The organism is Nocardioides okcheonensis (assembly GCF_020991065.1).
Classification (GTDB): Bacteria; Actinomycetota; Actinomycetes; order Propionibacteriales; family Nocardioidaceae; genus Nocardioides; species Nocardioides okcheonensis.
In genome coordinates, this window is sequence record NZ_CP087710.1 from 1,664,970 (window position 1) to 1,685,058 (window position 20,089).

19 protein-coding genes and 1 riboswitch are annotated in these 20,089 nt (G+C 70.9%); of the genes, 10 read left to right on the forward strand and 9 right to left on the reverse strand.

Features of this window, described 5'->3' with window-relative positions; genetic code table 11:
* Window positions 1–30 precede the first annotated feature (30 nt).
* Window positions 31–972, forward strand: a complete 942-nt coding sequence (locus LN652_RS08050; protein WP_230444146.1) for a carbohydrate kinase family protein — start codon at window positions 31–33, stop codon at window positions 970–972.
* The gene (locus LN652_RS08055; RefSeq protein WP_230444147.1) at window positions 944–1,846 is read left to right on the forward strand and encodes a pseudouridine-5'-phosphate glycosidase; all 903 of its coding nucleotides are present in this window, start codon (window positions 944–946) and stop codon (window positions 1,844–1,846) included. The genes LN652_RS08050 and LN652_RS08055 overlap by 29 nt, the downstream gene beginning before the upstream one ends.
* Window positions 1,847–1,849: 3 nt before the next feature.
* Here LN652_RS08055 and LN652_RS08060 read toward each other — a convergent pair whose 3' ends face one another.
* Window positions 1,850–2,629, reverse strand: coding sequence for a helix-turn-helix domain-containing protein (locus tag LN652_RS08060; RefSeq protein WP_230444148.1), 780 nt, complete (start codon window positions 2,627–2,629; stop codon window positions 1,850–1,852).
* Window positions 2,630–2,715: 86 nt separating this feature from the next.
* On the opposite strand from LN652_RS08060, the gene LN652_RS08065 reads away from it, so the two are divergent.
* The 3 genes from LN652_RS08065 (at window position 2,716) to LN652_RS08075 (ending at window position 6,995) form a co-directional block, all read left to right on the forward strand.
* Window positions 2,716–3,135, forward strand: coding sequence for a hypothetical protein (locus tag LN652_RS08065; RefSeq protein WP_230444149.1), 420 nt, complete (start codon window positions 2,716–2,718; stop codon window positions 3,133–3,135).
* 46 nt (window positions 3,136–3,181) lie between these two features.
* Window positions 3,182–3,408, forward strand: a riboswitch (cobalamin riboswitch).
* Window positions 3,409–3,537: 129 nt separating this feature from the next.
* Window positions 3,538–5,946: a ribonucleoside-diphosphate reductase subunit alpha gene (locus LN652_RS08070; protein ID WP_230444150.1), complete on the forward strand. Its 2,409-nt coding sequence runs from the start codon at window positions 3,538–3,540 to the stop codon at window positions 5,944–5,946.
* Entirely contained in the window at window positions 5,943–6,995 is a 1,053-nt protein-coding gene (locus LN652_RS08075; RefSeq protein ID WP_230444151.1) for a ribonucleotide-diphosphate reductase subunit beta, read from the forward strand. Before LN652_RS08070 ends, LN652_RS08075 begins: the two co-directional genes overlap by 4 nt.
* Window positions 6,996–7,096: 101 nt before the next feature.
* Here LN652_RS08075 and LN652_RS08080 read toward each other — a convergent pair whose 3' ends face one another.
* The gene (locus tag LN652_RS08080; RefSeq protein ID WP_230444152.1) at window positions 7,097–7,495 is read right to left on the reverse strand and encodes a YccF domain-containing protein; all 399 of its coding nucleotides are present in this window, start codon (window positions 7,493–7,495) and stop codon (window positions 7,097–7,099) included.
* 53 nt (window positions 7,496–7,548) lie between these two features.
* Here LN652_RS08080 and LN652_RS08085 point away from each other — a divergent pair, with 53 nt between their 5' ends.
* Window positions 7,549–7,965 (forward strand): VOC family protein, encoded by a 417-nt coding sequence (locus tag LN652_RS08085; protein WP_230444153.1) that lies wholly within the window; start codon window positions 7,549–7,551, stop codon window positions 7,963–7,965.
* Window positions 7,962–8,522 carry a GNAT family N-acetyltransferase gene (locus LN652_RS08090; protein WP_230444154.1) on the forward strand — a complete coding sequence of 187 codons (561 nt, stop codon included), beginning with the start codon at window positions 7,962–7,964 and terminating at the stop codon, window positions 8,520–8,522. Before LN652_RS08085 ends, LN652_RS08090 begins: the two co-directional genes overlap by 4 nt.
* A gap of 10 nt (window positions 8,523–8,532) precedes the next feature.
* Here the strand turns inward: LN652_RS08090 and LN652_RS08095 are convergent, their stop codons facing one another.
* Together LN652_RS08095 and LN652_RS08100 are read right to left on the reverse strand one after the other, a co-directional pair.
* The gene (locus LN652_RS08095) at window positions 8,533–9,363 is read right to left on the reverse strand and encodes a hypothetical protein (protein ID WP_230444155.1); all 831 of its coding nucleotides are present in this window, start codon (window positions 9,361–9,363) and stop codon (window positions 8,533–8,535) included.
* Window positions 9,360–9,887, reverse strand: coding sequence for a SigE family RNA polymerase sigma factor (locus LN652_RS08100; protein WP_230444156.1), 528 nt, complete (start codon window positions 9,885–9,887; stop codon window positions 9,360–9,362). Before LN652_RS08100 ends, LN652_RS08095 begins: the two co-directional genes overlap by 4 nt.
* Window positions 9,888–9,964: 77 nt before the next feature.
* On the opposite strand from LN652_RS08100, the gene LN652_RS08105 reads away from it, so the two are divergent.
* Both LN652_RS08105 and LN652_RS08110 read left to right on the forward strand, forming a co-directional pair.
* Window positions 9,965–10,663, forward strand: a complete 699-nt coding sequence (locus LN652_RS08105; RefSeq protein ID WP_230444157.1) for an NADPH-dependent F420 reductase — start codon at window positions 9,965–9,967, stop codon at window positions 10,661–10,663.
* A 50-nt stretch (window positions 10,664–10,713) separates the two neighbouring features.
* Window positions 10,714–12,192, forward strand: coding sequence for a fused MFS/spermidine synthase (locus LN652_RS08110; RefSeq protein ID WP_230444158.1), 1,479 nt, complete (start codon window positions 10,714–10,716; stop codon window positions 12,190–12,192).
* On the opposite strand, the gene LN652_RS08115 is transcribed toward LN652_RS08110, so the two are convergent.
* Together LN652_RS08115 and LN652_RS08120 are read right to left on the reverse strand one after the other, a co-directional pair.
* Window positions 12,186–13,235 carry a hypothetical protein gene (locus LN652_RS08115; RefSeq protein ID WP_230444159.1) on the reverse strand — a complete coding sequence of 350 codons (1,050 nt, stop codon included), beginning with the start codon at window positions 13,233–13,235 and terminating at the stop codon, window positions 12,186–12,188. The two genes, LN652_RS08110 and LN652_RS08115, sit on opposite strands and share 7 nt — an antisense overlap.
* 110 nt (window positions 13,236–13,345) lie before the next feature.
* Entirely contained in the window at window positions 13,346–14,332 is a 987-nt protein-coding gene (locus tag LN652_RS08120; RefSeq protein ID WP_230444160.1) for a phospholipase D-like domain-containing protein, read from the reverse strand.
* 620 nt (window positions 14,333–14,952) lie between these two features.
* Here LN652_RS08120 and LN652_RS08125 point away from each other — a divergent pair.
* Window positions 14,953–16,749, forward strand: coding sequence for an SIR2 family NAD-dependent protein deacylase (locus tag LN652_RS08125; protein WP_230444161.1), 1,797 nt, complete (start codon window positions 14,953–14,955; stop codon window positions 16,747–16,749).
* 170 nt (window positions 16,750–16,919) lie between these two features.
* On the opposite strand, the gene LN652_RS08130 is transcribed toward LN652_RS08125, so the two are convergent.
* The 3 genes from LN652_RS08130 to rplD form a co-directional block, all read right to left on the reverse strand.
* On the reverse strand, window positions 16,920–17,333 hold the full coding sequence (locus LN652_RS08130) for a hypothetical protein (RefSeq protein WP_230444162.1): 414 nt from the start codon (window positions 17,331–17,333) through the stop codon (window positions 16,920–16,922).
* Between the two features lie 7 nt (window positions 17,334–17,340).
* Window positions 17,341–17,853 (reverse strand): hypothetical protein, encoded by a 513-nt coding sequence (locus tag LN652_RS08135; protein ID WP_230444163.1) that lies wholly within the window; start codon window positions 17,851–17,853, stop codon window positions 17,341–17,343.
* A gap of 73 nt (window positions 17,854–17,926) precedes the next feature.
* Window positions 17,927–19,249 (reverse strand): 50S ribosomal protein L4, encoded by a 1,323-nt coding sequence (gene rplD / locus LN652_RS22235; RefSeq protein WP_456238079.1) that lies wholly within the window; start codon window positions 19,247–19,249, stop codon window positions 17,927–17,929.
* Between the last annotated feature and the right edge of the window lie 840 nt (window positions 19,250–20,089).

The following is a 20,089-nucleotide window of genomic DNA, read 5'->3' on the forward strand; positions in this document are numbered from 1 at the left end:
CCCGGCGCGCGGCTCTGTCAGGATCTGCGCGTGAACCAGTGGGTGGTGGTCGTCGGCGGGACCAACATGGACGTCGTCGCCCGCTCCGCCGGTCCGCTCGTCGCCGCGACCAGCAACCCCGGCCACACCCGCATCTCCCCCGGCGGCGTCGGCCGCAACGTCGCCGCCTGCCTCGGCCTGCTCGGCGCGCCGGTGCGGCTGGTGTCGGCGGTCGGCCAGGACGCGTTCGGCGACGAGGCGCTCCGCGTGACCGCCGCCTGCGGCGTGGACGTCGGTGCCGTACGCCGGGTGCCGGGCGCCGCGACCGGGACCTACACCGCCGTCCTCGACCACCACGGCGAGCTGGTCTCGGCCGTCTCCGACATGGCGGTCGTCGACGCGCTCGAGCTCGACACCCTCCACCTCGGCGACGCCGCCCTCGTCGTCGTCGACGGCAACCTCGCGCCCGCGCAGGTCGCGAAGGTGCGCGCCGCCGCGGCGGACGCCGGGGTCCCGGTCGCCCTCGAGCCGGTCTCGGTCGCGAAGGCCGCCAGACTGTCCGGCGAGGTGCAGGAGCTGTTCCTGGTGACGCCCAACTCCGACGAGGTCGGCGCCCTCGTCGGGCGTCCGCACGACCCGTGGTCCGCGGTCCACGACCTCTGGGACCGCGGCGTCGAGCACGTGTGGCTGCGCGAGGGCGCCCGCGGCTCGTACGTCTGCCGCGAGAACGCCCGGCCGGTCCACCTGCCCGCGATCGCGGTCGACGTCGTCGACGTCACCGGTGCGGGCGACGCGATGCTGGCGGGCTGGATCGCCGCCTGGCTGCGCGGCGCCGACCCGGTGGAGGCGGCCCGCGAGGGCCACCGGGCCGCGGCGGCCACGATCACGAGCCCGCACACCGTCCGACCCGACCTGGCCGAGGCGATGTCCGCCCTCGAGCCCCCGACTCCGAGAGAGGTCACCGATGTTGACGATCACGTCCGAGGTGCGTGAGGCGCTCGACGCAGGGCGGCCCGTCGTCGCCCTGGAGAGCACGATCATCAGCCACGGCATGCCCTACCCGCAGAACGTCGAGATGGCGCGCACCGTCGAGGGCATCGTCCGCGAGGGCGGGGCGGTCCCGGCCACCATCGCGGTGCTGCACGGCAGGCCGACCATCGGCCTGTCGCCCGACGACCTCGAGCTGCTCGCGTCCGACGCGTCGGTGCTGAAGGTCTCGATCCGCGACCTGCCCTACGTCGTGTCGCGCGGGCTGCACGGCGCGACCACCGTCGCCTCGACCATGCGGCTGGCGGCCCTCGCCGGCATCGACGTCTTCGTGACCGGCGGGCTCGGCGGCGTGCACCGCGGCGCGGAGACCTCGTACGACGTGTCGGCCGACCTGACCGAGCTGGCGACCACGTCGGTCGCGGTGGTCTGCGCGGGCGTGAAGAGCATCCTCGACATCGGCCTGACCCTGGAGAACCTCGAGACCCTCGGCGTCCCGGTCCTCGGGTTCGGGACCGACGAGTTCCCGTCGTTCTACTCCCGCTCGTCCGGCTTCGCCGCGCCGATGCGCGTCGACTCCGCCGCCGAGGTGGCGGCGCTGATGCGGGCCAAGTGGGACCTCGGGCTGGCCGGCGGCGTGGTCGTCGCCAACCCGGTGCCGGCCGAGGCCGAGATCCCCGCCGACGAGATCGGGGCGATCATCGACCGCGCGCTCGCCGACATGGACGCCCTCGCGATCACCGGCAAGGACACCACGCCGTACCTGCTGGGCCGGATCGTCGAGCTCACCGCAGGCGCCTCGCTGCGCACCAACATCGCGCTCGTCGAGCACAACGCGCGCCTCGGCGCGGCGATCGCCCGCGAGCACGCCGCGCACTGAGGCTCACTCGAGCAGGACGCGGGTCGCCTCGTCGGCGGGGAACATCAGCTCCACGCGCAGCGACTCGAGCGTCACGCTGTGCGGCGTGCCGAACGTGGTGAACATGCTCAGGAACGCCAGCTCGCCGTGCCGGCTGGCGTAACGGCTGACCAGGACGGGCGGGAACGCCGCACCGGGGTCGAGCTGGGCGGCGACCGCGGCGACCAGCTCCACGCGCTCGCGCAGCGCGGGGCGGGTCACCGCCTCGTGGCGCAGCTGGCCGAGCAGCACCGCGGCTGCCTCCGGCAGGTTGGTGACGACCGCGCCGAGCGGACCGAGCGCGAGGTCGAGCAGGTTGACCCGGGGCGGCCCGTCCGCGCCGTCCGGCCCCGGCAGGTCGGCCTCCACGCCCACCGCGTCGAGCAGCCACGCCACGCCCGCGTTCGCCGCCACCACGTCCCACTCCGGCCCGAGCAGCAGCGCCGGCCACGGCTCGTGGCTGCGCAGCAGCCGCGCGACGGCCTGCCGCGCCTCCTCGAGCCCGGCCGCGTCCCAGCCGCCCTCGTCGAAGGCCGGCGCGTGACCGGCCGCCTGGAGCGCCTGGTTGCGCAGCAGCAGCGGCACCTCCAGCGCCGAGAGCCAGCGCAGCAGCAGGTCGCGGCTGGGCCGGGCGCGACCGAGCTCGACGAAGGACAGGTGCCGCTGGCTGATCCCGAGCTCCAGCGCGAGGTCGAGCTGGCTGATCCGCCGACGCGACCGCGCCCGCTTGAGCAGCCCGGGCAGGGCCTCGTGCTGGTCGCTCACGCCCCCATCGAAGCGCGGTCGAGGTCGTCGCGGCAACTACCTGCGAGGTAGTTGAGACGACGACCTCCGGCCGGGACGCTCGGAGCATGGACCTCACCCGCACCCTCCCCCTGCTGGCCGCCGCCGTCGCCGTGGCCTCCTTCGTCGTGATCGTGCGCACGGCCGGCTCGCCGGTGCGCCAGTGGTGGCTGCCCGCCGTCCCGCTCGCGCTGTTCACCGCCTGGTCGGCCTACGCCGTGGCGACCGAGGGGCCGGGCGGCTTCTGGCCCGAGCACGTCGGCACCGCCTGGGAGGTGCAGATCTGGATGGACCTGCTGCTGATGGCGTGCGCCGCGTGGTGGCTGGTGCAGCCGCGGCTGCGCGCCACCGGGTCCTCGCCGTGGCCCTGGCTCGTGCTGGTGCTCGGCACCGGCTCGATCGGCGTGCTGTGCCTGCTGCTGTGGGTGCGGCGCGCCGAGCGGTCGACGCAAGCCGCGGAGCCGGTGACGGCCGGATCGGCGCGCTGACACGCCGACACAAGATGTGGTCCCCCACATCGCGGACGAGTCCACATATGGTGGTCGACGCAGCTGGTTCGCCGCGCCAACCCGGGCGCGTCGAGGCAAGAGGGAACCCGGTGTGAGTCCGGGACTGCCCCGCAGCGGTGAGTGGGAACGACCGCCGTCACGAAGCACTGGGCCGAGAGGCCTGGGAAGCGACGGCCAGTAGGGGTCGAACGCAGGAGTTCTGCGTGAGGCGTGCCCGCGAGTCCGAAGACCTGCCAGCGCACCGCACCCGACCGGGTGCGGTGGTCCGAGGCCTCGTGGGAAGGCCGGTGGGCTCCCGTACGCCGCTGCGCCCGCGCCGCGCCGTACGCACCCTCCCCTTCCCGCGTGCCCGGACCCCGTCCGTCTCGCGAGGAGAGAGAAGTGACCATCACCGAGTCACCGGGCCGCACCGCGATGCAGGTCCGCAAGAGGAACGGCGACGGCGAGCCCGTCGACGTCAACAAGATCGTCCGCGCCGTCGACCGGGTCAGCGCCGACCTGGCCGACGTCGACCCGATGCGGGTCGCGACCCGCACCATCAGCGGGCTCTACGACGGCGCCACCACCGCCGAGCTCGACCGGCTGTCGATCCAGACCGCCGCGGAGATGATCGGCGAGGAGCCGCAGTACTCCCGGCTCGCCGGGCGGCTGCTGGCCGGCTACGTCGACAAGGAGGTCCGCAACCAGGGCGTCGCGTCGTTCAGCCAGTCGGTCGCGCTCGGCCACGCCGAGGGCCTGATCGGCGACGAGACGGCCGCCTTCGTCAAGGACAACGCCCGCAAGCTCGACTTCGCCGTCGACCACGACGCCGACCGGCGCTTCGAGTACTTCGGCCTGCGCACCGTCTACGACCGCTACCTGCTGCGCCACCCCTCGACCCGCCTGGTGATCGAGACCCCGCAGTACTTCCTGCTGCGGGTCGCATGCGGCCTCGCGCAGAGCACCGGCGAGGCGATCGAGTTCTACCGGCTGATGTCGCGCCTGGCCTACCTGCCGTCGTCGCCGACGCTGTTCAACTCCGGCACCCGGCACACCCAGATGTCGTCGTGCTACCTCGTCGACAGCCCCCGCGACGACCTCGACTCGATCTACTCGCGCTACGCGCAGGTCGCGAAGCTGTCGAAGTTCGCCGGCGGCATCGGCATCGGGTTCTCGCGGGTCCGCAGCCGCGGTGCGCTGATCCGCGGCACCAACGGCCAGTCCAACGGGATCGTGCCGTTCCTGCGCACCCTCGACGCGTCGGTCGCCGCGGTCAACCAGGGCGGGCGCCGCAAGGGAGCCGCCTGCGTCTACCTCGAGCCGTGGCACCCCGACGTCGAGGAGTTCCTCGAGCTGCGCGACAACACCGGCGAGGACGCGCGCCGCACCCACAACCTCAACCTCGCGCACTGGGTGCCCGACGAGTTCATGCGCCGGGTCGAGGCCGACGAGCCGTGGTCGCTCATCGACCCCGACCAGGCGCCCGAGCTGCCCGACCTGTGGGGCGAGGCCTTCGACGAGGCCTACCGTCGCGCCGAGGATGAGGGCCGGGTGGTGCGACAGGTCAGCGCCCGCGAGCTCTACGGCCGGATGATGCGCACGCTCGCCCAGACCGGCAACGGCTGGATGACCTTCAAGGACGCCAGCAACCGGACCTGCAACCAGACCCGCGACACCCCGGGCGGCCCGGTCGTGCACCTGTCGAACCTCTGCACCGAGATCATCGAGGTCTCCTCCGACGGCGAGACCGCCGTGTGCAACCTCGGCTCGGTCAACCTCGCCCAGCACCTCACCGCCGACGGCCTCGACTGGGACGCGCTGCGCGCCACCGTCCGCACCGCGGTGCCGCTGCTCGACCGGGTCATCGACGTCAACTACTACCCCAGCGACGAGGCGGCCGCCTCCAACCCGCGCTGGCGACCGGTCGGCCTCGGGCTGATGGGGCTGCAGGACGTGTTCTTCGCCCTCGGCCTGCCCTTCGACTCCCCGGAGGCGGTCGAGCTGTCCACCCGGGTGTCGGAGGAGATCTACCTGACCGCCCTCGAGGTCAGCTGCGGGCTCGCCGAGCGGCACGGCCCGCACCCGGCGTACGCCGAGACCCGCGCGGCGGGCGGCGTGCTGCAGCCCGACCTCTGGGACGTCACCGGCACCCAGACCGAGCGCTGGGCCGCGCTGCGCGAGCGGGTCGCCGAGCACGGCCTGCGCAACGCGCTGCTCGTCGCGATCGCGCCCACGGCGACGATCGCGTCGATCGCGGGCTGCTACGAGTGCATCGAGCCGCAGGTGTCCAACCTGTTCAAGCGCGAGACGCTGTCGGGCGAGTTCCTCCAGGTCAACACCGCCCTCGTGCGCGAGCTCAAGGCGCGCGGGCTGTGGACCGCCGAGGTGCGCGAGGAGATCAAGCGCGCCGAGGGCTCCGTGCAGGGGATCGCCGTGATCCCCGACGACGTACGCCACCTCTTCCGCACCGCCTGGGAGCTGCCGCAGCGCGCGCTCATCGACATGGCCGCCGCCCGGCAGCCGTTCATCGACCAGAGCCAGTCGCTCAACCTGTTCATCGCCGGTCCGTCGATCGGCAAGCTCTCGTCGATGTACCTCCACGCCTGGAAGTCCGGGCTGAAGACGACCTACTACCTCCGCTCGCGCCCCGCGACGCGGATCCAGCAGACGACGACGTCGGTGACCGCCCCGGCGCCCTCCCCCGTCGTCGAGACCACCCCGACCACCCCGACCACCCCCACCACCTTCTCCGACGACGAGGCGCTCGCCTGCTCGCTGGAGAACCCCGAGAGCTGCGAGGCCTGCCAGTGACCACCACGCACGACACGACCGACACCCCCGCCACCGACCCCTCCGCGACGCGGATGCTGCTCGACCCGGGGATGAACCTCACCCTGCGGCCGATGCGCTACCCGCACTTCTACGACCGCTACCGCGACGCCATCAAGAACACCTGGACCGTCGAGGAGGTCGACCTGCACTCCGACCTCAAGGACCTCGCCCGGCTCAGCGACGCCGAGCGGCACCTGGTGTCACGGCTGGTGGCGTTCTTCGCGACCGGCGACACCATCGTGGCCAACAACCTCGTGCTCAACCTCTACCAGCACGTCAACTCCCCGGAGGGCAGGCTCTACCTGTCGCGCCAGCTCTTCGAGGAGGCGGTGCACGTGCAGTTCTACCTGACGCTGCTCGACACCTACGTGCCCGACGAGACCGAGCGCCACGAGGCGTTCGCGGCGGTCGACAACATCCCCTCGATCAAGGCCAAGGCCGACTTCTGCTTCCGCTGGATCGACTCGGTCTTTGACCTCGACGCGCTCGAGACCCGGGAGCACCGCCGCAAGTTCCTGCTCAACCTGATCTGCTTCGCCGCGGTCATCGAGGGACTGTTCTTCTACGGCGCGTTCGCCTACGTCTACTTCCTGCGCTCGCGCGGCTTCCTCAACGGCCTGGCCTCCGGCACCAACTGGGTCTTCCGTGACGAGTCGATGCACATGTCGTTCGCGTTCGACGTCGTCGACACCGTGCGCGAGGAGGAGCCGGAGCTCTTCGACGAGCAGATGGCCGCCGACGTGCGGCAGATGCTCGTCGATGGCGTGGACGCCGAGGCGCAGTTCGCCGAGGACCTGCTCGGCGGCGGCGTCGCCGGCCTGTCGACGGCCGACATGCGCAGCTACCTCGAGTACGTCGCCGACCGCCGCATGGAGCGCCTCGGCCTGCCGGTGATCTACGGCTCGAGGAACCCGCTGGCGTTCATGGAGCTGCAGGACGTGCAGGAGCTGTCGAACTTCTTCGAGCGGAAGGTCTCGGCCTACCAGGTCGGCGTCACCGGCGCGGTCGGGTTCGACGAGGACTTCTGAGGCGCTTCGGAATCCCCGGCTGACCGGGGATCCCGAGGCGACCGTGGAGCCCCTGAGCCACCTGGTGGCTCGGGGGCTCCACGATGTCGGCGTACGCGCTGTCAGCCGGCCCGGTCGAAGTCACCGCGGCGGGTCGGCACGATGTCCTTGCCCAGCGGCGCGAGCGAGACCGGGATCAGCTTGAGGTTGGCGATCGCGAGCGGGATGCCGATGATCGTGATCGCCATGGCGATCGCGGTCAGCACGTGACCGATCGCCAGCCACCAGCCGGCCAGCACGAACCAGATCACGTTGCCGACGAACGACCCCGCGCCGGCCGACGGCTTCGCCACGACCGTCCGCCCGAACGGCCACAGCGCGAACGTCGCGATCCGGAAGGCAGCGATCGCCCACGGGATGGTGATGACGGGGAGGCACAGCAGCACGCCGGCCAGCAGGTAGCCGAGGAACAGCCAGAAGCCACCGAGGACCAGCCAGACGACGTTCAGCAGGGTGCGCACGTCCCCGATCCAACCAGGGCGCCGGGCACCGGCCGTCGTGCTTGGATCGAGCCATGGCCTCCCGACTGACCGAGATCTCCCTCGACTGCCACGACCCCGACCGGCTCACCGAGTTCTGGACCGCGGTGCTCGACTGGGTGGTGCTGCACCGCGAGCCCGGGCTCGTCGAGATCGGGCCGGCCGGGCGCGACGACGCCGACCTGCTCGACGCCGTGCGCTCCGGGCCGGTGGCGCCGACGATCTTCCTGGCGCAGGTGCCGGAGGACAAGGTCACCAAGAACCGGGTCCACTTCGACGTCTCCCCCGTCGACCGGTCCCACGACGACGAGGTCGAGCGGATCCTCGCCCTCGGCGCGACGCGCGCCGACATCGGTCAGTCGGGCGAGGAGTCCTGGACCGTCCTCGCCGACCCCGAGGGCAACGAGTTCTGCGTGCTGCGCAGCCTCGCGCCGGGCCACTTCTCGCTGTGACCGCGCTCGACGTCCGGCTGCCGATCGGCACCGACCGGCTCGTCCTGCGGGCGCACCGGATGGACGACCTCGACGACCTCGCGCGCTTCCACGGCGACCCCGAGGTGGTGCGGTTCGTGCCGTGGCCGGTGCGCGACCGCGCCGCCACCGAGGAGACGCTGCGGGTCAAGCTCACCCAGGCCGAGCTGGTCGCGCACGGCCAGTGGCTGGTGCTGGCCGTCGAGGTGCGCGACACCGGCCGGGTCGTCGGTGAGGTGCTGCTCAAGTGGGCGTCGGAGGGCCAGGGCGAGATCGGGTTCGCGTTCGCGCGCGACGCCCAGGGCCAGGGGTACGCCGCCGAGGCCGCCGGCGCGATCGTCCGGCTCGCCTTCGCCGACCTCGGCCTGCGCCGCCTGACGGCGGTCGTGGTCGACGGCAACGACGCCTCGGTCCGGCTGCTCGGCCGGCTCGGGTTCCGGCAGGAGGCGCGCCACGTCGACGCGGTCCACTTCAAGGGGGCGTGGACGACCCAGCTGGTGTTCGCGCAGCTCGCGGACGAGTGGCGCGGGCGCGCCTGAGCCGACGTGCTCAGTCGAGGGAGGACGCGAGGGACCGGTAGGGCTCGAGCCGCTCGCCGGCGGCGACGACGTCGTCCGGCACCTGCGGCCCCCAGCGCCGGTCGGTGACCACCGCGGCCACCTGGTCCACGGACAGCACGGCTGTCGGCCGGGAGACGTCCCACCGACCGCCGCCCAGGTCACGACCGTTGGTCGCCGCGACCACGAACCGGGTCGTGCCGTCCGCCCGCCACACCTCGGCCACGAGGCGGACGTCGCCGGCGCCGTCCGGGGCGCTCCGGTAGGTCACGAGGGAGTCCCCGCCCGGCAGGTCGCCCACCACGCAGTCGAGCGCGCTCGACGGGCAGGCGGGCCCGCCGAGCAGCTCGACCAGCCGTCGGCCCTGGACGTTGACGGAGACCGTGCCGAACCCGCCGCCCGCGGCGGGGCGCAGCACCAGCTCGGCGTAGACGTCACCGTGACCGCGGGTCACGTCACCCTCGCCGGCGTAGTCGCCGGTGGTGCCGGGGGCCACGTCCTCCACGACCTCGCGTAGCAGCGCCGCCGCGCTGCGGCCGGTGAGCGGCGCCGACGGCGCAGGGACGCCCGTGGTGGGCGCGGGCGTCGGGCTCGCGGAGGACGTCGTGCCGTCCGCCGCGGGAGCGTCCGCGGGCCTGCCCCCGCCGAGCAGCGCGGCACCGACCACGACGCTCGCCGCCACCCCGGCCGCGCCGAGGACCGCGGCCCCGCGGCGACGCCGGGTCTCGCGTGCGGCGCGCAGCCGCGCCTCCCGGTCGAGGACGGCGAGGTCGGTGTCGAGGTCACGGCTGACCTCGTCGAACAGGTCGTGCAGGGTGCTCATGAGAAGTCCTCCAGGTCGGGCAGGACCGCGCGCAGCCGGGCGAGCGCGCGGGCGGTGCGGGTGCGGCAGGCGACCTCCGAGATCCCGAGCAGCGCGGCGGTCTCGGCGACGCTGCGGTCCTCCCAGTGCCGCAGCACCAGCACCGCCCGGTCGCGGGGCGAGAGCCGGGCCAACCCGTCGAGCAGCACCAGCCGGTCGGTCGGCTCGCCGGCCGGGGCCCCGACGTCCGCGACCCGGTCGGTCACCACCTCGGTCGAGCGCCGCAGCCGCCGCTCGGAGAGGAACTGCCGGGTGAGGATGCGCAGCGTGTAGGCCGCCGGGTCGTCGGCGCGGCTGACCAGCCGCCACTTGCGGAACGCCGTCGCGTACGCCGCCTGGACGAGGTCCTCGGCGGCGTGCGGGTCGCCGGTGAGCAGGTAGGCCGTGCGGTGCATGCGACGTCCGGTGTGGTGCACGAGGTCGGTGAAGTCCACCGCGTCGTCCGCGCTCATCGTCCGTGCCCCCGCCTCGGTCAGGATGGTCATACCCTCACAGACGCGGTGGCCGCCCCGTCGCGTGACAGGGGCGGAACAACCGGTCCGCCGACGCGGTTGAGCCGGTCATGACCACGCTGGGAATCGTCGGAGCAGGACACATCGGCAGCACCGTCGCGCGACTCGCGGTGGACGCGGGCGTCGACGTGGTGATCGCCAACAGTCGCGGCCCGGAGACCCTGGCCGACCTCGTCGCGGACCTCGGCCCCCACGCCCGCGCGGCGAGCGCCGAGGAGGCGGCCGCCGACGGCGACCTCGTCGTCCTCACCGTGCCGCTCAAGGCGCTGCGCGACCTGCCGGTCGAGGCGTTCGACGGCCAGGTCGTGCTCGACACGGGCAACTACTACCCGGAGCGCGACGGCCGGATCGCCGCGCTCGACGACGGCTCGACCACGGCCAGCGAGCTGACGGCCCACACCCTCCCCGGCGCCCGCGTGGTGAAGGTCTTCAACAACATCTTCTTCGAGCACCTCGCCGCGCTCGCGCGGCCGCAGGCGCCGGGGCACGGCGACGAGCGCAGCGTGCTCGCGATCGCCGGGGACGACGAGGCCGCCAAGGACGCCGCCACCGCGCTGCTCGACCGGATCGGCTACGACGCCGTCGACGCCGGTCCGCTGGCCGAGGGGTGGCGCTTCCAGCCCGACACCCCCGCCTACGGCCTGCCCTACGACGGCAGCCCCGACGGGCAGTGGTCCGGCGCCACCGCGAAGCGGGTCGGCGCCGACGAGCTGCGCGCGGCGCTGGCGGCCGCCACCCGCTCCGCCTGAGCGCGCCCCGCGACGGACCGCGTCAGGGGCCGACTGCGAGGATCCGTCCCATGGACGACGAGCAGGGACCGACGGTCGGCCTCGGCCCCGTCGCCGCGGCGGCGTTGGTGTTCGGCTCGTCGGCGGCGGTGCTCGTCGTCGAGCTCGTCGCCCTGCGGCTGCTGGCGCCCCACTTCGGGCTGACCCTCGAGACCAGCACCCTGGTGATCGGGCTCGCGCTGGCCGCCATCGCCGCCGGCACCTGGGCGGGCGGCTGGGTCGCGGACCGGGTGGCCCCGCGGCCGCTGCTGGGACCGCTGCTCGGTGTGTCCGGGGCGGCCGTCGCGGTGACGCCGGTCGTCGTGCGCGGTGCGGCCGCCGCCGGTCCGGACCTGCTGACGCTCGCCGCCGCCCTGACGATCCTCGTCCCGGGGGCCCTGCTCTCGGCGGTGAGCCCGGTGGTGGTCAAGCTGCGGCTGACCAGCCTGCACGAGACCGGCGCGGTGGTCGGACGGCTGTCGGGCATCGGCACCGTCGGCGCCATCGCCGGGACCGTCCTCACCGGCTTCGTGCTCATCTCGCGCGTGCCGGTCAGCGGCATCCTGGTCGGGCTCGGCGTGCTGCTGCTCGCCGCGTCCGTCGCGGTCCAGGCCACGGGTCGGCGGGGCCGCGGCGACGCCGTCCTGGGCGCGGTCGTGGCGATGGGCGCGCTGGCCGCGACCGCGACGCCGAGCGGCTGCGACACGGAGACCACGTACCACTGCCTGGCGGTGGCGGCCGACGCCGACCGGGCGACCGGGCGGACGCTGGTCCTCGACGGGCTGCGCCACTCCTACGTCGACCTCGAGGACCCGACGCACCTCGAGTTCGCCTACGTCCGGGCCATGGCCGCGGCGGTCGAGGTCGGGCTCCCCGGCGACGATCCGCTCGACGCCTACTTCCTGGGCGCCGGCGGGCTGACCCTGCCGCGCTGGCTCGACGCGACCCGACCGGGCTCGGACGCCCTCGTGTCCGAGATCGACGGCGGCGTCGTGGCGGCCGACGTCGACCTGCTCGGGGACTCGTTCCCGGCGGGGACGGAGGTCCGGGTCGAGGACGGCCGCCAGGGCATCGAGCGGCTCGGGAGCGACGGGCGCGACCTCGTCGTCGGCGACGCGTTCGGCGGGGTGAGCGTGCCGTGGCACCTCGCGACGGTGGAGGCGCTCGAGGGGATCGACGCCGCGCTCCGCGACGACGGGCTCTACGTCGCCAACCTGATCGACCACGGCCCGCTCGACTTCGCCCGCGCCTACGTGCGCACGACCGCCGAGGTCTTCGACCACGTCACGCTGCTCGCCCCGCCCGCGGTCCTCGACGGCGACGACGGCGGCAACCTCGTGCTGGTGGCCTCCGACGCGCCGCTCGACGCCGACGCCGTGGTGGAGCAGATGGCGGCCCGCGACCTGGGCTGGCGGTCGCTCGCCGGCGACGACCTCGCCGGGTGGACGCAGTCGGCCCCGGTGCTCACCGACGACTTCGCGCCGGTCGACCAGCTGCTCACGCCCTACTGAGCCGCAGCTCCCGACCGGGCGGTCCGGCGCCAGCCCTGCCCCGACGCGCGGACCCAGGGCGGCGGCCCGAGCCGCCGGCCGGGACCGGGAGCGGTCAGGGCGACGGCGGACACCGCGCCGCGCGCGTCCTCGAAGAGGTCGATCGTCAGCGGGCACCGACCGGCCGCCTCCAGCCCGCCGGCCGTCAGCACGAGCCGGGTCGACGCGGCCTCGACCCCCGACGGGACCGCGCTCAGGTGGCCGCAGGTGGTCCGGGGAGGTACGCCGCGCGTCACCGAGACGACCGGCTGCCCGAGGTCGTTGGCGACCGGTCGGGCGACGTAGCGCACGACGGGGTCGCGCAGCGAGGCGCGCCACCCGGGCGAGGCCGTCGGCTCGGCCCCGGTCGCCACGCCGACCTGCTCACCGTCCACGAAGACCCGCACCTCCGGCGCGAAGTCGGGACGGGCCGAGCCGGAGACGAGGAACCGGAGGAACGCCCACGCGACGGTGCGGGCGCCCTCGTCGTCGGGGCAGGACCACCGCGGGGTCGACGTCGCGATCACCGTCACCACCTCGTCGGCCCCGACGACGGCGCCCATGGGCGGCACGGAGCCGAGGACCTGCCCGGCCGGGTTGCACTGCGGGACGGACTCGACCCGCAGCGAGATGCGCTCGCGACCGAGCGCGGCGGCGGCCTCGTCCGCGGTGAGACCCAGCAGCGACGGCACCGTGGCGGTGCGGCCGTCGTCGGTGTCGTCCGGGCCGTCGGGCGGCCGGTCGTCCAGGGTGCTGACGCCCGCGAACGCGAAGGCGGCGAGGACCACGCCGGCGAAGGCGAGGATCGCGAGGGAGGCCCGCCGCGGACGCGGGCCGCCGAGGACCTCCGCGCGCAGCGCCGGGACGACGACGTCGTCGGGGTCCTCGGCCCGGAGGATCGCGCGGCGCTGGGCCTCGATCACCCGGTCCACCACCTGCCCCGCCTCGGCGGCGGGCACGCCGAGGCCGGTCGCGACCTCGACCAGGCGCGTACGCCGCGCTGCGCGGTAGTCCTCGACGTCCAACTCGCTGCTCCCGGTGGTGGGTGAGCGGAGTGTCACCCCGGCCGTGCCGGGATGGCAAGGGAGGTCAGACGTTGGGCCGCGTCTGCAACTCCCCGAGGCCGAGCACTTTCCTATCCAGTCGTTGCGAGCCTTGCAAGCGAACGCACGCCGGCACTGAACTGATCGAGCTTGAGGCGGACGTGTCCGTTCTGCAAAGCCTGAGCCCTGACGCCAAGCTCTCCCAGCTTCAAGTCGAGAAGGTCCTCCGGAACCAGTCGAGGTTTTGTGGAGCTGATCCAAGGCCAGCGGTCAAGCGCCTCGGGGTCGTTAGCGGCTGTCCACAATTCGTAGGCTGCGGGCTGATACTCGGGGTCACCCACAATCTCTACAACGGCGTAGCCGTCGCTGGTCTTCTTGGCGCAGATGATGACTAGATCACCAGGCCTGAACCCGGGACGACCCTTTTTGGGACTGGCGAACCATGAAGCTGATCGCCACCCGTCCAGGGCTGGATCCCCGTATTCGAGTTTCAGCCAGAGCGAGCGGCCGTCCCGAGCGTCGGCCAGCAGCCCCTCGGCCAGTTGCAGCGCCGAATCAGCATCGAGAACGTCCTTCTGACCCTCGCGCGATCGGCCCAGTTCGCCAGCTAGCTCGAGCAGCCGCAAGAGATCGCTGTCAGACACCGGCCGCGACGGCCAACTGTCCATCAACGCACGTGCTTCGCGAACTTGCTCGCCGTTCAGGCTCACACCTATTTCCTTGTTCGCCTTGGCGGAGACGCCCATCCCCGCCCCGGTGAGGTTGGCGGATCCGATCACCCCTCGGTCGCCGACGATGAAGCACTTTGCGTGAAGGCGCTCAATGTGGCGAACCTCGACGCCGGACCCAAGCAACGCTCGGACCCCTTCGACTGACCAGTAGCCGTTCGCCACTGCGCTGGGATCAAGCGAGGTGAGAAGCACGAACTGTTGGGGCGAGGAATCCGCCGCAACAGCGAGCTTTCGACAGATCTCGTATGACAGAAACGGACTCGAGAAGATCGCTGGCCCATTCGAGGCGGCAATCGCCTCATCGAGCCAAGTAATGACCGTATCGATGATGCTTCCCCCGGGCGTCATCGAGCCAGCATACGAACCGCCGCGTCCGCGGGTCCCGCATCCTGGTCAGTTTGACCTGCATTCACGCGTTCTTGTGGCCTTCGATCGTCGCCGGCGCATCTCGGCCCGGTCAAAGGCGGCGGCCTTCGCGGGGCACTCGTCGCGGAGCACGGCCTCCCAGTCCTGACCACCGTTGGAACACCCCGAGGACATTCACCACGCGCTCACCAGAGGAGTCGACCTCGTAGGCGATGAGCGTTCGCTTCTTGAAGGTGGTCATCCGGCGCATTGGCGGTCGTGTACTGGCCCGGGGAGTGTCACCGACCCGTCCTGACGTCGACACTCTCGTGGCGAAGGGCATCACCCTTGCCAGTGCGCGTCGTCACTGACCTCTCGACGGGCGAGTCGAGGGAGCATTCGGCGCGGCTGTCGGTGCGATGGGTCATTCTTCCGTCATGGCACGACCCCTGATCGACCCAGTCTTGTCGTTGGGCTACACGCTCCACTCCGCTCCGTCCTCTCACGTGCTTCTCCTTGGCGCGGGAGCGTCTGTGGCTTCCGGGGTGCCTTCGGCGTGGGGCGTTCTACTCGAGCTCGTTCGACGTGTTGCGCAACGCGCTAGGGCGGAGCCTGAGGACCTGATGGAGTGGTACTCCGAGACGTACGGTCACGCGGCGCGTTACGACCATCTGCTCGAGGAGCTGGCGCGTACGCCGACCGAGCGGCAGCAGATTTTGCGTGACTTTTTCCAGCCAGACGATGAGGAGCGCGAGCGGGGCGTCAAGCGGCCATCGGCGGGGCATCGGAGTATCGCTCGTCTCGTGGCGGCGGGTCACGTGCGCATCATCGTGACGTTGAACTTCGACCGGCTCGTCGAGCAGGCCTTGCAAGAGGTGGGCATCGAGCCAACGGTGGTGTCGACGCCGGACGACGTCGTGGGGCTTGCCCCGCTCCATACGCACCGTGCGCTCGTCATCCACCTTCACGGTGACTACCTGACTCCGTTGTCGATGCTGAATACCGAGACCGAGCTGGCTGAGTACGACACACGCATGGACAGACTCCTGGATCAGTTGTTCCGCGATTACGGCGTGGTCGCGATCGGCTGGTCGGCCGTCTACGACCCGCAGCTATGTGCGGCGATCGCGCGAAGCGTCAACCCGCATGCGACGGGCTACTGGGTAGAGCCGGGCCGCCTCGGTGAACGCGCTGAACAACTTCGCGTCAACAAGGGGTACGTGCTGGTCGAGGACACGGCCGACTCGTTCTTGGCTCAGCTGGCTGACACGGTTGATGCGCTCACGTTGCGGGGCGCGCGTCACCCGTTGACGGTGCCGGTCGCTGTTGCGACTGCGAAGAGAGAATTGCGCGGTGACCGCACCGCTATCGAGATCCATGACCGCTTCCATGCCGAGGTTGCGCGAGTCGATGAGCTGCCTGAGATGAACCGTAGCGATCCAGGCCGACCGATGGACGGCCAGACCCCTGAGCAGCTGCAGGCGCGCATTGAGGAAGCGGCGATGGTCAGTGCGGCACTCGTTGCGACCTGCGCCTACTGGGGCAACGAGGTGACCGATGGGTGGTGGATGCCCGCCATCGAACGGTGGGCGACACCGGTTCGCGGCAGCGGCGCCACGCGCTCGCTGCGTGCACCCAACATTCCAGCATGCCTGCTGCAGTCGGCCGGGCTGACAGCCGCTGCTGCCGCCGGCCGGTTCGACTTGGCACACAACCTGTTGACTGAGCCTCATGTCGACACGTTCTACGGCCGGATCGAGCCGGCCGCGAGCGCACTGGCACCCTCCACGATATACGTCGACACTGAAACTCCTCACGCACGCGTACACGCCATCCTTCGCCCGGTGTTCGTGGACGAGCTGGGCCTCACGAGTGGTGCCTACGACGAGGCCTGGGAGGTCGGCGAGACGCTGCGCGACGTCATCGCGTTGTACTCGAACGCACGCGACTCGCTTGCACTCAGAGCGGCCAGTCAAGCCTCGTTGAACCTCGCACACCAGGAGCAGCTCGCCGAACAGATGCGGGCTGACGGGATAACGGGTCCGCATGCCGGGGTGGTCGAGACCCGGCAGGCATTGAACAAGGCTCTCGATGAGCTCGCGGGGTTCTTTGATGCCAGGGGCCACGTGCGTGTGCGAAAGGACCACAGCCCAGACCGAAACTTCTACTTCATCGGCGTCGTTGCGTCGGCGATGGCGGCTCGTGTGGACCGGCAGCAGGGAATGAGTCCGCTCGTTCAGGCGGGGCTTGCCGATGCTCGCGCCGACTACGTGCACAAGCTACGGGTGCTTCTTCACGCGGTTGCCATCGGTCAAGGCGCTACGGGGCAGCACTACCTGAGGTCTTCACGCAGCCGCGCGATGGATGACCCTCAGCAGTTCTGGCTCGACACGTTGGACGCGGTCGCCGGACACCGGTGACCGGTGACCCACCACAGAGGGCGGCCACCCGTTTCGCGGACGGACGAAGACTCCGCTGCCGCGCCGGCGCTGCGAGAGAGGCCTCGCGGTGACATATCGCCTGCCTGTGGCCAACCACTGCGGTTGGCACTCGGGTGGCTCCGCCCACGGCTCAGCGAGCGAGACGTTCGCTAGCGGTACCAGACAGCGAAGCCGACGCCGACCACGTTCAGCCCTGCCAGAACCAACTGCAGGAAGGTGTACTGGAACTTGGCTGTTGGCCCCCACTGCCATGCCACCGCCGGGCCGCTGTGAACTACGGCGTAGAGAAACAGAATCATGGCAAGGACCAGCAGACCAGTTGACCAGAGGAGAAGACCAGGGGCGACGTTGGACCCGCCTTCGTCCGACATGATCACCAAGGCTCCATACGCAGTGAGCACGGCCGCCGGCAGGAAGGCTGCTGTCGCCCCCGTCCACTTCGCAGCCTCGATGGCCCGCCAGTCGTATTGCAGCCGTTCAAGGACGCATTCGCAGGCATCATCGAGGAGAGGCTGCGCCGCTATCAGCAGGAACCCAAGCACGAACGGAAAGGCGAGATACATGGCGTCCCTACGGGTGCAGGTCGAACGTGACCTGACAGCTCGGCGGAGCGCCTGTCGCCGTCGACATCTTTACCCACGCCTGGGTTCGGGTGTCGAAATACTTCACAGCTCCGAACTTACACACGATCGTGCGCGACACCGCCTGGGGCGGCACTTCGGTCGCAGTGATCTTGCGATGTAGCGAAGCCTCGATCGTGTCGTTCTTGCTGCGCGTACGGGTGGAGTCGACCTCGGTCTTTCCGCTCCACTTCACGGTGGGCGCGGTTCCGTTCTCGGAGTACATAACCGAGTTCGAGGGCCGGTGCTCACAGTCGTACGAGATCTCGACCGTGTCGGTGAGGTGTGAGGGACGGATGAAGTACGGGTTGATCCGGTGGTAGACGTTGTCCGCGAGGGCGAGCGCCGTGGCCGACATGGGCCCCGCTGCAGACACAGCCTGGACTGGATCGCCGAGCTGGGGATGGAAAGCAAGGTCGGTGGTGACCTCGACTCCAACCGCCGGGATGGTCACGGTCGCCAACTTCTACTCCTGGCTTGGTAGTGCCGTCAGGTGATGCCTAGCCGGAGCAGGGTACTGGAAGGTTGCAGCTACGTCAGCCGGCCGCATTGAGCGGCTCGAAGTCGAACTTTCCGTTGAGGTAGGTCTGCAGTAGCGACACGACGTCTCGGTCTGTGGTGTCGTGAATGAGCTTCAATAGGCGCGAAGACTCAACGCTCGGCTCGATGACCTGGAATCGGTTGTCTTGCAGATCATCGTCAGGCGGACCCTTCCAGACGAGGATCTCCGCACCAACGTCGACGCGAAGGAACTGGAGCTCGTCGAGCTTCGCGATTCGCTTCCAGTCGACTTTGACGCCGGGTTCGTCGAAGGCGACGTAACCGTCGCGAGCCTCCGCGTAGGCTGCCTGCGGAGACGGGGCGATACGCCGCAGCAGTCGCACTGCGGCTTCAGCCGTTAGGGTTGAAGGCCAGGTGACCAAGACGTGGTCCCGGTGACGTTCGATCGCGACGAACTCGGTGTCCTCTGAAGAGATGGACCAGCCGTCGATGTTGGGGTCAGTACTGCGATAGCTCTGCGTCTCCATCTGCTGCCTCGCCGCTTCGTGAGCGTCATCAAGTCGTTGGCTTCGATCAGAGGTCTGTCCGGTACCAGTTCCTACCAGTTCTTCGTCCTCGGGAACGGTCGCCACGCCCGCCGATGGAGCGGAAGATGCGTCGTTTTGTGGCGCATGGGAGCCGGAAGTCTTTTCGCCTCTTGTCGCTTCATTGGCTTGTCTGTTCTTAACCGGGCGCCGTGCACCGACGAATTCGTCGTAGGCACCCTTGGTGAAGACCACGTCGTCGGCGGCCAGCACGTCGTAGGTGTTGAGCTGGTCGACGGCGACGATGTGGACCTCGGGAGCGTTGCGCAGCGAGAGCCAGGTGAGGGCGTCGGAGCGCTCGAGCACCACGAGGTAGCCCACGCGGTCGGTCAGCGACGTCAGCGCGGCGAGCGCACCCTTGGTGGAGGGCTTGTCACCCGACACCAGCGAGTCGACGACGTGCACGCGGCCGTTGCGGGCCCGGTCGGAGAGGGCACCGCGCAGGGCGGCGGCCTTCATCTTCTTGGGGGTGCGCTGCGAGTAGTCGCGCGGCTGCGGGCCGTGGACGGTGCCACCGCCGGCGAACTGCGGGGCGCGGGTCGAGCCCTGGCGGGCGCGGCCGGTGCCCTTCTGCTTGTAGGGCTTGCGGCCACCGCCGCGGACCTCGCCGCGGGTCTTGGTGGCGTGGGTGCCCTGACGCGCAGCGGCCTGCTGGGCCACGACGACCTGGTGGATCAGGGGGATGTTGACCTCGACGTCGAAGATCTCAGCGGGCAGGTCGACCTTGACGATCCTGGCCGCCTTCTGGCTCGTTCGATCTACGGCTCCCGGCATCCCCCACACCTTCCGTCGTCCGCCGCAGGTAGCCAGCGGAGCAGGAGGCTAGCGAGTGTAGCCACCACGTCTGTCATCTTCCCCAATTTTCGGCGTCCGGAGGGGGTTCGAGCACACTCGATCGCGCTGTAACAGGCCCCGCCTCCCCGCCTCGCGACACAGCTGCGCGACCCTCGACTTCGATAGCCACGTGGCCTCCGCGACCTTCTGGTAGTTGCCCAGGTCCACACAGAGTTCCACGATTACGAGGAGGCACGGCTCGGCGACGCGTGTGAGCGCGACTTCGATGGCGTCAAAAGGCGCGTTACCGCTTGGACTGCTGAGGCGGGCTCCATGGCGTGTATGCGCTTAGCCTCTCGTTCACGCGTGCCTCGAGCCGCGAATTGAGTCGGTAGTGCCTTTGGGCTCCAGCGCGACGTCGACGGGGTGGCACGCGGCCACCTGACCGCGTGTAGTCCTCTGCGCGATGGGAGGCAGTGCCTCTGGGCTCCAGCGCGACGTCGACGGGGTGGCACGCGGCCACCTGACCGCGTGTATCCCTCTGCGCGATGGGAGGCGCGCGCGTTAGTGACGAGATTGATTCGGAGAGGAGCGACATGGCTTCCATCGCAGCGCAGATCGGGTCACGAGATGGCTGAGGGGATCAGCCGACGCGCAGACGCCTGGCGGGCTCGGTGCCGCAATCCCGGGACCGACCGACAGCATGAGCGCTACGCCCATCTGTTGCCCACCGCCGAGGACCGCGTGAGGGACGCCGCGGCGCACCTGTTCGACGAAGTCGCTCGTTCCGGTGAGGGCACTGTGAGGGCAGAACGCACATGACGGGACCCCAAGCGCCTT